Consider the following 12792-nt stretch of genomic DNA (forward strand, 5'->3'; position numbering starts at 1 on the left):
GCATGCATTTACAAGTTCAATTGTTTGATTTTATAGCCCTTATTCTTGAGCAACTCAATAACAGATTCTTTACCATACAAGTGTCCAGCTCCGACTAATACCAACTCGACAGGTTTATCAGCCATCATTTTATCGATATGTGCAATCCAGTTATTGTTTCGCTCAACAAACAACTGCTGATAAAGTTGTGGGCTTTGCTCTTTCGCTGGCTTGATCACTGTATCCACAACTAACTGGTGATCACCTTCTCGCCAACCCTTAAGCATCGAGTCAAGCATGGTTTTATAATCACTCACTTGCTCTAACGTCATTAAAATCAGTTCACTTTCTTGCCCTTGTCCCATAGATAATAAGGTTTCAATTTGAAAATCTATTGATTCTAAAAATAAACGCTCTTTGCCATCGTTTTTGGCTAACTTATCATAAAAAGCATCGACCCCTTCACCCGCGACACCTAACTTTCTCATCTCCATCATCGAGATCATCACAGAAATCATTGCAGGCTTTAATCGTTGTAGATTGGCAAATGGTAGGCCATTGGCTTTAGCGTAAGCTTCTAAAGCACTTAATGCTTGAGGGTTAATCACACTCGCTAATGTTTTATTCTCTTCGATAAACATCGCCGACTGCATTTTTTGTTGTGTTTCAGGCTGATTCATTAGACTCATATCAACTTCAAAAGCCACTTTATCAGCGCGGTCATAGGCATACTTAAACTCTGGCGGTAGTGGGAAGGCATCAGCTGGTAAAATGTGTACAGTACCCCCAATATAAATCGTGTTATCACCTTTAGTCACTTGCCATACCGATGTTTTTGCCTGAGCAATCAATGGTAAACATAGGGCTAACAGTAGACCTGTGCGTTTAATTAACAGTTTCATCATTTTATATCCTTATTGTCTATTTGAGGTTAAAGCGTAAATTGGACCGCATACAAAAACCAGCAGTTAAGTTAGGTTAGGTTTATTTGATAGCTCTGAGGTGTAGTTAGCTCAATCATACCATTATCCAATCGATAGACAGTATTTACCTGAGCAATCGTTTCTTGGCGATGAGCAATCACCACACGAGTCATTGCCAAGTGCTTAATTCGTTGAGAAATAATCTGTTCATTATGGCTATCTAAATGACTAGTTGCTTCATCCATCACTAATATTAATGGGTCATTATACAAAGCCCTTGCCAATAGCACGCGCTGTAACTGACCACCAGACAGAGTTGATCCCATATCACCGACAAGCGTATTGTAGCCCATCGGCATTTGACTGATATCTTGATCAATCGCCGCTAGCTTCGCACACCGCTCCACTTTCAAATAGTTAGGTTCAGGGTTAAAAAAGGTAATGTTATCTAACACCGAGCCAGCAAATAAGTTATCCGATTGCATTACAGCCCCCACCTGTTGTCGATAGTTTTTTAAACCGATCTGAGTAATATCTTGACCATCAAGTAAAATAGTTCCTGAACTCGGTTTTAATAGGCCCAGAATAACTTTAACTAGTGTTGTTTTCCCACAACCTGAATCTCCGGTTATTGCAATACATTCACCCGCGCTTATTTCCAAATTAATTTTATTTAATACATATTTATCATTGCTGTCATAACGAAAGCACACATCAACTAACGATAAATGCCCCTGTAGCTTCGTTGCCGGAAGTACTCCTTCTCTACTCGGTTCTTGCTGATGTAACGCAATATCAGCAATACGTTCTAAATGTAAACGCATAATTTTGAATTGAATAATTTGCTCAATTAAATTGCTAGCCCTTTGAATAAATTGGCCTTTATAAGCAATAAACGCAAGAATCATCCCTACAGATAAGCTGCCGGACATCACAAATAGTGCTGCAAAGTAAATAATCAGTACATTTTCGATGCCAAATAACAATTTATTAAAAGCATCAAAACTAATATGTAATTTACCTAAACGGATATCAGCATTAACAACCTCCGCATATCGATTTTGCCAAATGCTTTGTCGCTGAGATTCATTAGAAAACAACTTGATTGTTTGAATACCGCGAATGGTTTCGAGAAAGTTTGACTGTTCTTTGGCTTGATTTTGTATTGAATCCTCTGTTGCTTGATGCAACGGGCGGTATAACGCGAGGCGTACACCGGTGTAAATGGTAACGACAGCTAAAACAATCAGTGTTAATTTAATATTATAGATAAACATCATCACAAGCACCGTTATCGACATTACACCATCAACCACCGTCTCAACAAACCCTGTGGTAATGCGTTCTCTAATCTGTGCTAATGAGCCAAACCTAGAAACGATGTCACCTATATGACGGTTTTCAAAATAACTCATCGGTAGACGCAATAGGTGATGTAATACATTGACGCCCATCTGAATATTAAGCAAACTTGAGAGGCGCAATACCAACCAACTACGAATGACAGTTGTAAATACCGTTATCAGGCATAACATACCAAAACCTAATGCGAGAACCGTTAATAACGATTGGTCTCGGCTAATTAGTACCTCATCCACAACCCACTGCATATAATAGGGCACAGCGAGAGCAAACACCTGTAACACTAACGATAAGGCAAAGAGTTTAACGAGCGCCGATTTAAACCCTGTTATTTTGCTCCACAATTGCGATAGACGCATCTGTGGCTGACGTGCTTTTTTCTTAAAGGTTGCGGTAGGCGTTAATTCCAATGCAACTCCAGTAAAATGCTGACTAAACTCAGTAAAGTTCAATGTACGCTTGCCTTGAGCGGGATCATTTATAGTCACTTTTTTTGCTGAAGCCTTAGTTAACACTACAAAATGGTTCATATCCCAGTGTAAAATGCAGGGGAGTTTAAGCTTATTAATTTCCTCGATTGGGCATTGTAATGCTCGACTAGCTAAGCCTAGACTGCCTCCAAGATCAATTACTTGCTGTAAACTCATTCCCTTGAGATTTGTTGAAAATCGCTGCCGCATTGCAGCCATATCAAGTTGATGGCCAAAATATGAAGCTATCATCGCCATCGATGCTAAACCACATTCAGCGACTTCGGCCTGTAAAATCAATGGCACACGTTTTACATTAGAGAACTCTAGTAATCGATAACTCTGTTGTTCGGTGCCTCCTTGGATATGCTGACTAGTCATGATTAAAGCCTCCCACTCAAGCTATAAATAGGATCGAGTAACCACTGCAATAGGCTTCGTCGCTCTAAAATGATATCTGCTTCTAATAGCATCCCGCTTTTAAGCGGGAATTCATTCCCGTAGCCTTTAATCACTTGCTGACTTAATTTTGACTGAATTTTATAAACAGGTTCAGTAATATCGATTGGCAGCACACGCTCTCGATCTGAAATAATCGATTGATCTATTTGTATTATCTTACTATCAACTATACCAAAGCGTTGATGAGGGAAAGCATCAAACCGAATTCTAGCCACATCACCACGTTGGATAAACCCTGCACTTCGCGTGGGCAATAAGAGCTGGGCGATTAGCTCAGCTCCATCAGGTAGTAAACTCACTAATGGCCGTGCTGAATTAAGCATCTCACCATCAACCACCTGAACAGAAGTAATGACTCCAGAATGACTTGCCTTGATGATATATTGAAAGTTATTTTCTAATTGCTTTAGTTGACGAGTTAGCTCTGACTTTTTCCTATCTAAATCTCGCTGTTTAAGTAAAAACTCTTCACTAATATTGGCTAACTGGAAGGTTAGTTGTTGCTGCTGGCTTTGTTGCTGTAACAATTGTGTATTGAGTTGCTCCACATCTTGGCGAACAGTCAGTGACTTTTCCAATTGTTGCTGCCGCTGTAGCTTTGAAGCAAAGCCTCGCTGGGATAATTGTTCGTATTGTTGCTGTTGGGAGTCGAGTAAATGCTCTTTTTTTTGTAATAGCAATTGCTGTTTTTGAAGTAACAATACCGTGGTCGTGAGCGTGTCGAGTTGCGCGTTTATTTTTTGTTTTTCGAGCTGCTCAAGGCGTAAAAGCTGCCCAGCATCATCGTCGACTAACAATAACTGTGCACGAATCTCTGAAATCAAGGTTTCACTGAGCTCTTCACCGGTTAATAGACTTTGGCTTGAAACCACATTTAATAATGCCTCACCACGCTCAACATATTCTCCTTCTTGTACAAAAACTTCTTTAACAGTACCGTTGCGATTTGAGTAGCTCGTGATTATTCCTTTGTCCGGTTGTAAATAACCTCGAACAGTCTCTTTTCTTGCATAGCTTGCATTAAACAAAAAAACTATTACACAGCAAGTGAGTATTACAATGGCGAGAATTCCAAAACGAAAAGAAAAAGGCTGAACTAAAGATATGGTTCCAACCAGCCGTTGTGACTGAGCGGCAACGGCTTCATGGCGAAATAAACTTTTAGAATGATGTGATGACAAAGTAGACCTCCAATCCTTGAGTTATTAACTTAACTAGCCGCTTCCATTGGCTAGCATTAATACCGTAGTCTTGATTTCCTATTTGTCTAATTTTTTCCAATCATTTAATTGATATGGCGCTAATATATTAGCTAGCTTGCCCGTATTTCGTAGCTGTGTTAACGCTAAATCAAAGAGTGTGGCATACTCTTTTGATCGAGGGTTAGCTGCAGAGAATGATAAAAACGCTGCTCGGCTGTCACTATTCGGATAACAACCTTTGAATGCTATTTGTTTATCTAACACCAGCTTTTGAGCAATCATTTTTTTCAATACAACATCAGCCATAACTCTATTCGCTACTAGGATATCAATTTCTTGATTCAATAATCGCTTAAATTGACGCGCATAAGTGTTTGACCCGGAAAGTCTTAAGTCTTGTTGAGGGTGGCTCGCGAGGAAGGTATCTAAAGAAGTATAAGAATAGCCCGAAATGGTTCCCAATCTTTTCCCTTTTAAATCATGATCCGAACGATACTGCCACTGGGCACTTGATAATGAATAAAAGCAGGCTTCATTCCAATAAAAAATCGGTTGTTTTGGATAGATAAGTTTTTTATATATATTGACCTTAATACCTAGCTGTGACCACTCACTCTCCTCTTGTGGCTGCATTTTAAAAATACCAATTACCGCATCATTATTGCCCTGATGACTTTGCTCCAGTGCTTGTTGCCAACTCATAAATTGAAAATCGACATCAATATTAAACGGTATAAATACCTCATTTATGATATCGATGACATAGCCTTTCTTTCCTTCACTAGCTTCATCACAAACAAGCGGGCATAAATAGGGAACATACACCCGTAATTTTTCTTTGCTATAACTCTGAGTCGATACGAAAAAAAATAAAATCACAAAATAAATCACTGGACGCATAATGCTACTTCTCTTGAGGTCGTACTTTATACCAATTGCGTTTTACACTGAGCCAACCTTACTCTATCTTAATAGCTATAAGCAATATAGTTATTAGTCAGTGCCTATAAATAAAAATGAAGGGTAATTATGGATAATGTTTTCAATCAGGTCGATACGCTTGATCAGCGTTGCTACACTCAATACGCACTAACAGAAGACATTTTAATGGAACACGCAGCCATCGGTTTGTTGAACCATATTATCAAGTCAAATCGAAAAACTCAGCAAGTCCTCATTGTCTGCGGACCAGGGAATAACGGCGGTGATGGCTTAGCGCTAGCTCGATTACTATTTGAGTACGCTTCGGTTCAACTATACCTCCCTTTCGGTGCAAAGTCAGTGATGGCACAACGGCAGTTAGAGCGGTTACACCAGTTAAATATTAAATTAATTAATGAGTTACCAAGAACAAGTCCAGATATTGTCGTCGATTGTTTATTTGGCTCTGGTTTAAATAAGCCGTTAAATAACAGTGCTGTTGAACTGATAGATCACCTAAACCGCTTTGACTCACTTAAAATAGCTTGTGATATACCTAGCGGTTTAAATAGCCAAGGGCAGCCGAGCCCAATTGCTTTTTATGCTGATAAAACAGCAACCATGGGAGGACTTAAGACGAGTTTATTTAGTGATGATGCGAAGGATTATATTGGAGAGTTAACGGTCATAACACTCGGCTTACCCACCACGAGTTATCAAGATAGTAGTCCTATCAAAAAGTTGTACCATCATGATCTAAAATTACCCTTTCGCTCAACACAGTCTAGCCATAAGGGGAGTTACGGACATTTAGCCGTTATTACTGGTAATAAAGTGGGCGCGGGCCAACTGGCTGCATTAGCGGCCTTTAGCTTCGGTTGTGGTTTAGTTACAACGGTGTCTGCACTCGAGAAACCCGAGGTGGGCCAACCTCTCCATATCATGCACAGTGAATACATCCCCAAAAGCACCAACGCAATCGCGTTAGGAATGGGGTTGGGCCGTGACGAACTGCCATCACAATTATCGTCATGGTTAACAGCACCGGTTAATAAAGTCATTGATGCCGATTTATTCTATTGGGGTAAGTTAGCAGAGTTTTTCGAGCACCCCTTGGTGCTAACCCCTCATCCTAAAGAGTTTTGTGCTTTGCTAAAAAGCACCAAACTGGCATCAATTACTGTCAAAGAGCTACAACAAGATCGGTTTTATTACTTACGCTTATTTTGCGATAAATACCCAAAAGTCACCTTACTTTTGAAAGGGGCCAATTGTTTGATTGGTCAGGGACAATCGATATATATTAATGATAATGGCAGTGCTATTTTAAGCAAAGGTGGCAGCGGCGATGTGCTCAGTGGGCTCATCGCAAGCTTATTAGCCCAAGGTTACTCTCCGCTAGACGCTGCAATACATGGCTCTCTAGCGCACACCCAAGCCGCACAAGAGTTGACAATAAATAATTATGCAATGACTCCGCAAGATTTGATTGCACAACTGCGAGTATTAAATCAATAAACAATGCTATATCACTTCATTGCCGCTTTAACATAAACGTCAAAGCGATTGGCTTTTGAAGTAAGCTGCATACTGGGTGTTTTCTGATTTAAAAAATCGGCATAACTTGGTCGTTTAACCACCACACGTTTAGTAGCCGCATTAAGTGCTAAAGGCAATAAACCATCTGCATCAAGGTCGCTACCGACTAAGCTTTGGAACACACGCATTTCTTTTTTGACTTGTGCCGACTTTTTTCGATGTGGAAACATTGGATCGAGGTAAACAACGTCATGACTGTCAGTCAATTCACTTAAACCACTTAATGAATTATGATGCTGTAAAGTTAAACGTTGTTGCAGCCAAGGCCCGATTTCAGGGTCTTGATAGGCACGACTTAAACCATCATCGAGTAGCGCTGCAACAATAGGCGAGCGTTCAAACATCGTGACAGTGCAGCCTAAACTAGCCAATACAAATGCATCTCGCCCTAAGCCGGCCGTCGCATCTAATACGGTTGGTGTAGCGCCTGATTTTAAACCAACCGCTTTAGCTATTAATTGACCTCGACCGCCACCAAATTTACGCCGATGAGCAACAGCCCCTTCAATAAAATCAACGTAAATAGCACCAAGTTTCGGCTCATCAAGCTTAACTAATTGTAAATATTGTTCGGTCAGCTGTAACTGGAACGTATCATCGTGTTGCGATTGTAATGGCAATTGCCAACGCTCTGCGAGAAGCATTGCTTGTGCTTGTAGGTCTGGGTGAGTGGCAACAATAGCCACAGCATTTAAATTCATGGATAACTCGGTTAATCACAATAGAAAGTATTTTAATCATTCTCAAGCTTGAAGTCATACATTTCCTAAGTCAGATTAAAAAAATCCCTCCTAAGTGGCATAGACAAAATAGCCTTGGCAACCCAAACTGAAAGCAATCGCACTAATGAAGTAACCTGTCACTTTGGAGTTTGTTATGCTATTTCGCGCCTTGTTGCTGTCCTTATTACTGTCTATTACACACAATGCCATCGCCGCTTTAAATGGCACCAAGCAAATAAAACTTGTCGACAGTAAACAAAATAAAACCATTATAGGTACCGTCAAGTTCACCTCTTCAGCAGGTAAAATCACTTATAAATTGCATATCAACCATGACGTATTTAAAGATTTCTTTTTATCGATGAAAGAAATGAAGTGTTTAGAAGGTAAACAATTATGGTGCCATATCCCTTACCCTTATCCCAATAAGCGCGTAGTCACAGATAACACGCTACAGTGGCTCGAACACGACCTATTGTTTATGTATAAAAAACCAGCTGACTTTGGCGCTAATTTTTATAACGGGGTCTATTACCGCCTGCAGCTCACAGGAGATAAAATTACCGGTATAGCCACCGCTGTAGATCTTAACCTATTGGCTTCGCCACCGGAGAGTTTTGAGCAGCCTCCAATAACGCAAGCTGAATTAGATGATATTGATATGAGTAATCACTGGTTACCCAATATCATTATTGAGTAGCCAGTGAAGATTATTGGTTAGTCACTAGCAAAGCCAACGCGATTATCGCCACAACTGTAAGCTAAAATCATACTAAGCTCGGTTAAGGATAAACCCGTTTGTTGTTGCCATTGGTTAAACTGCTGTTGAATGGCTTTCAAACTACCTTTCGTTTGCAAGCCACCGGTGATCACTTCACGGCTACGCATATAGCCCTCAACATCGCTTGATAAGCGAAAAGTATCTTTACCTAATGCACGCAACACGTTATATCCAGTAAAACCACCTAGCCTCGATCCCTGCCGCTTAAATAACTCACACAACCCAATGATGTTATCCGCTGGCCAATCGGCAATAAACTGCCCTACTGGACCGTTTGCGTACTCGATATCTTTAATCATTTGCGCATTATCACGAATAGTCATGACTTTTTTCAGGTTGCGAATTATTTTAGGATCTGTCGCTTTACGCTCAAGCATATCATCCGGCATCATTAATATTTTATCGAGCTCAAAACCAAAAAAATGCTCTTCAAAGTCAGGCCATTTTTTTTCAACCACTCGCCATACAAAACCAGACTGAAACACTGACTTAGTCATTTGTGCTAACACTCTATCGGATGTCAACAATGACAGTTCATCATCGCTCCTCGGTTGCATGACTAAACCTGCAAGAGCTTCTTCCCCACCTTTTCGTTCTGCGGCGCGATCAATCACCGCAGAAAAGTGCTCTACTTTAGCCGCCATTTTTATGCATTAATCCCACTATGACGTAATAACGCATCCACTTGTGGTTCGCGTCCCATAAACTGTTTAAACAAGTCCATTGGCTCTTGAGAACCACCGTTTTCTAACACACTTTCTAAAAACTTAATTCCTGTCTCGCGGTTGAAAATACCGTCTTGTTCAAACTTAGAAAACGCATCAGCGGATAAAACTTCAGCCCATTTATAACTATAATAACCAGCAGCATAACCACCAGCAAAAATATGTGAAAAACCATGTTGAAAGCGATTAAAGGCTGGCGGAATAATCACAGCGTATTGTTGGCGTACTTGATCTAATACTTCAGACACTTGAGCCCCTTGCTCAGGATCAAATTCCAGATGCAACCTAAAATCAAATAAAGAAAACTCTAACTGACGCAGCATTTGCATCGCACTGTGATAATTACGTGCTGCTAATAACTTATCCAACATCTCTTTTGGTAGCGGCTCCCCTGTTTCATAGTGGCCAGAAATAAAGGCAAGCGCCTGCTCTTGCCAGCACCAGTTTTCTAAAAATTGACTCGGTAATTCAACGGCATCCCAAGGCACACCGTTGATCCCAGATACTGCTGAAATATCCACTTTAGTCAGCATGTGATGTAAACCATGGCCAAACTCATGGAATAAGGTAACCACTTCATCATGGGTAAATAATGCGGGTTTTCCTCCTACTGGTTTATTAAAGTTACACGTCAAATAAGCAACTGGGTTTTGGAGTTCGTTGTCATCTTTAATACGACGAGCTAAACAGTCATCCATCCACGCGCCGCCACGCTTATGGGCACGGGCATATAGGTCTAGATAGAAGCTGCCACGATGCTCACCATTGCGATCACTGATATTATAGAAGCGCACATCATCATGCCAAACATCAACATTCTGTTGCTCTGTAATAACCAAACCATATAAGCGCGATACCACTTCAAACAAGCCCTTAACTACTGTTTCCTCAGGAAAATAAGGACGTAACTCTTCATCAGAAATAGCATAAGTGTGCTGCTTTAACTTCTCAGCGTAATAAGCAAGATCCCAAGCCTCAATCTCTGTCGCGCCATACTCTTTTTTGGAAAAAGCTAATAACTGCGCTAAATCTTCTTCGGCTTGAGGTTTCGACTTTTGTGCCAGGTCTTCAAGAAACTCAATAACTTGGGTAGGTGTTTCCGCCATTTTGGTCGCTAGCGATTTATCAGCAAACGAGTCAAAATCTAAAAGGTTAGCTAACTCATGTCGCAGAGCCACAGTTTCATTAATGACATCACTATTATCCCACTTTCCAGCATTAGGCCCTTCATCCGATGCGCGTGTGGTATACGCACGGTACATCTCTTCACGCAATGAGCGATTATCGGCATAAGTTAACACGGGCAAGTAACTCGGGATATCTAAAGTAAACAAATAACCCTGTTGTTCTTTCTCTTGTGCTGCGGCTTGTGCTGCATCAATGGCACTTTGCGGCAACCCAGACAATAAATCAGCATCCGTCACTAATTTCGTCCAACCTAGCGTTGCATCAAGGACATTATTACTAAACTTCGATCCCAACTCCGATAAACGCATGCTTATTTCACCATAGCGTTGCTGCTTATCACTATCTAAAGCAATCCCAGATAACTTAAAATCACGTAATGTATCCTTAATCACTTTCTGCTGAACCGCAGTTAACCCTCTGAACTCATCACTATCAGCTAACTGTTGATATGCCTGATAGAGTGGTTTGTGTTGACCGACCCAAGTACTGTACTCACTTAGCAAAGGTAAGCAGGCTTCATATGCTTGACGTAACTCTTCACTATTGAGTACCCCGTTTAAGTGACCAACAGGAGACCAAATACGCCCTAATTTATCATCTGACTCTTCCAATGGCTCAACTAGGTTTTGCCAAGTAAAAGGTTCAGAAGTCGACAGCACTTGTTCTATTTTTTCTCGGCTTAACTTGATAGCTTCTGTCACCGCAGGTTCAATATGCTGAGGCTTAATTTGACTAAAAGGCGGCAAGCCGGTCATCACAAATAGAGGGTTATTTTGCAGCTCAGTTGATTGCGGTGTCGTTGTCATTGTTAAATACCTAAATAATTTAATTACCCATAAAGATGGGGCTAAGTGCAATATATTTCAAGCAAATAGCCAAATTAGCGCCAAATTGATCGCTTTTTTATAAAAAATAGAATTTTATTCCTGCTAACAAGGTCTCATATTTGCCTTGAGAGTTTTATCGGCAGCCTTTAAGCTTAATTAAACAATCAATAATACCCAATTAACTCTAAGCTAACCCTCTCACATCAGCAACGGTTAACAACAGAGAAACACTATTAAACTAGGACAAGCAGATGATTACAGAATTTGATTACATCGCCATTGGCGGTGGTAGCGGCGGTATTGCCAGTGCTAACCGAGCTTCTATGCATGGAAAAAAATGCGCAATAATTGAAGCAACCGCGTTAGGTGGTACCTGTGTCAATGTCGGCTGTGTCCCTAAAAAAGTCATGTGGTATGCCGGACATATTGCCGAGGCACTGACTTATGCACCTGACTATGGCTTTGAATTTGAACGCCAAGGTTTTAATTGGCAGCAATTAATCAAGGAGCGTCAAGCTTATATCTCTCGAATTCATCAATCATATGACCGCGTGCTAGGTAATAACAATGTGACTGTTATAAATGGTTACGCTAAGTTTATTGATGCCAATACGGTAGAAGTGAATAGCCAACAATATCGCGCAAAACATATCACCATTGCTGTTGGCGGTGCACCAGTCATCCCTGATATCGACGGGGCCGAATATGGCATCGACTCTAACGGTTTCTTTGAATTAACCGAACAACCAAAGCGCGTTGCCGTTGTCGGTGCCGGTTACATCGCTGTTGAATTAGCGGGGGTGATGCACGCATTAGGGAGCGAGACACACTTACTCGTTCGTAAGAGCAAACCGCTACGTGCATTTGATGACATGCTGAGCGATACTCTCGTTGAAATAATGGCAAAAGAAGGTCCTACCCTTCACCCTCAAAGCACCCCAAAGTCTGTTGTTAAAAACAGCGATGGCTCACTCACACTGCATCTAGAAAGCGGGGAAAGCTTAGAAGTCGATTGTCTAGTTTGGGCTATTGGCCGCAAGCCAGTGACACAAGGGCTTAATTTAGAAGCCGCTGGTGTCACTACTGATAGTCGCGGTTATATCCCATCAGATAAATATGAAAACACTAATATTGATGGAATTTATGCTCTCGGTGATGTCACTGGCAAGGTCGAATTAACCCCTGTCGCTGTTGCCGCAGGTCGTCACTTGGCTGAACGTTTATTTAATCAAAAAGACGATGCTCATTTAGATTATTCAGACATTGCCACCGTCGTTTTTAGTCACCCTCCAATTGGCACTATTGGGTTAAGTGAAAATGATGCAATTGCTAAATATGGCAATGACAATGTAAAAACTTATACTTCCGAGTTTACGGCAATGTATAGCGCTGTAACTCAACATCGCCAGCCGACTCGAATGAAACTCATTTGTGCAGGTGAGAACGAATTAGTTGTTGGTTTACACTGTATCGGGTTTAACTGTGATGAGATCATTCAAGGCTTCGCTGTTGCAATAAAAATGGGCGCAACTAAAGCAGACTTCGATCGTACAGTTGCGATTCACCCAACATCGGGTGAAGAATTCGTTACAATGAGATAACCTAGTGATATTATTATAAATAAACACACT

10 protein-coding genes are annotated in these 12792 nt (G+C 40.9%); 3 read left to right on the forward strand and 7 right to left on the reverse strand.

Going from position 1 to position 12792, the window contains the following annotated elements:
- Nucleotides 1–8: 8 nt before the first annotated feature.
- The 4 genes from Q8W26_RS04815 to Q8W26_RS04830 all read right to left on the reverse strand — a co-directional run bounded on the left by Q8W26_RS04815 (nt 9) and on the right by Q8W26_RS04830 (nt 5298).
- On the reverse strand, nt 9–884 hold the full coding sequence (locus tag Q8W26_RS04815) for a TraB/GumN family protein (protein WP_101213541.1): 876 nt from the start codon (nt 882–884) through the stop codon (nt 9–11).
- 68 nt (nt 885–952) lie between these two features.
- A complete protein-coding gene (locus Q8W26_RS04820) occupies nt 953–3115 on the reverse strand; it encodes a peptidase domain-containing ABC transporter (RefSeq protein ID WP_101213540.1) in 2163 nt (720 codons plus the stop codon).
- 2 nt (nt 3116–3117) lie between these two features.
- Nucleotides 3118–4377 (reverse strand): HlyD family secretion protein, encoded by a 1260-nt coding sequence (locus tag Q8W26_RS04825; protein WP_101213539.1) that lies wholly within the window; start codon nt 4375–4377, stop codon nt 3118–3120.
- Nucleotides 4378–4455: 78 nt separating this feature from the next.
- Entirely contained in the window at nt 4456–5298 is an 843-nt protein-coding gene (locus tag Q8W26_RS04830; protein ID WP_101213538.1) for an ABC transporter substrate-binding protein, read from the reverse strand.
- 129 nt (nt 5299–5427) lie between these two features.
- Here Q8W26_RS04830 and Q8W26_RS04835 point away from each other — a divergent pair, with 129 nt between their 5' ends.
- Complete coding sequence (locus tag Q8W26_RS04835; protein ID WP_101213537.1) at nt 5428–6837, forward strand: NAD(P)H-hydrate dehydratase; 1410 nt, start codon at nt 5428–5430, stop codon at nt 6835–6837.
- Between the two features lie 11 nt (nt 6838–6848).
- Here Q8W26_RS04835 and Q8W26_RS04840 read toward each other — a convergent pair whose 3' ends face one another.
- Nucleotides 6849–7562, reverse strand: coding sequence for a class I SAM-dependent methyltransferase (locus Q8W26_RS04840; protein ID WP_370694263.1), 714 nt, complete (start codon nt 7560–7562; stop codon nt 6849–6851).
- A 232-nt stretch (nt 7563–7794) separates the two neighbouring features.
- Between Q8W26_RS04840 and Q8W26_RS04845 the strand changes: the two genes are divergently transcribed.
- Nucleotides 7795–8340: a hypothetical protein gene (locus tag Q8W26_RS04845; RefSeq protein ID WP_101213535.1), complete on the forward strand. Its 546-nt coding sequence runs from the start codon at nt 7795–7797 to the stop codon at nt 8338–8340.
- A 17-nt stretch (nt 8341–8357) separates the two neighbouring features.
- On the opposite strand, the gene Q8W26_RS04850 is transcribed toward Q8W26_RS04845, so the two are convergent.
- Together Q8W26_RS04850 and prlC are read right to left on the reverse strand one after the other, a co-directional pair.
- The gene (locus Q8W26_RS04850; protein WP_101213534.1) at nt 8358–9065 is read right to left on the reverse strand and encodes a DNA-3-methyladenine glycosylase I; all 708 of its coding nucleotides are present in this window, start codon (nt 9063–9065) and stop codon (nt 8358–8360) included.
- 2 nt (nt 9066–9067) lie between these two features.
- Entirely contained in the window at nt 9068–11140 is a 2073-nt protein-coding gene (gene prlC / locus Q8W26_RS04855) for an oligopeptidase A (RefSeq protein WP_101213533.1), read from the reverse strand.
- Nucleotides 11141–11412: 272 nt separating this feature from the next.
- Between prlC and gorA the strand changes: the two genes are divergently transcribed.
- Nucleotides 11413–12762, forward strand: coding sequence for a glutathione-disulfide reductase (gene gorA / locus Q8W26_RS04860; RefSeq protein WP_101213532.1), 1350 nt, complete (start codon nt 11413–11415; stop codon nt 12760–12762).
- Nucleotides 12763–12792: the final 30 nt, after the last annotated feature.

The sequence above is a fragment of the Psychrobium sp. 1_MG-2023 genome (genome assembly GCF_030689115.1).
GTDB lineage: Bacteria > Pseudomonadota > Gammaproteobacteria > Enterobacterales > Psychrobiaceae > Psychrobium.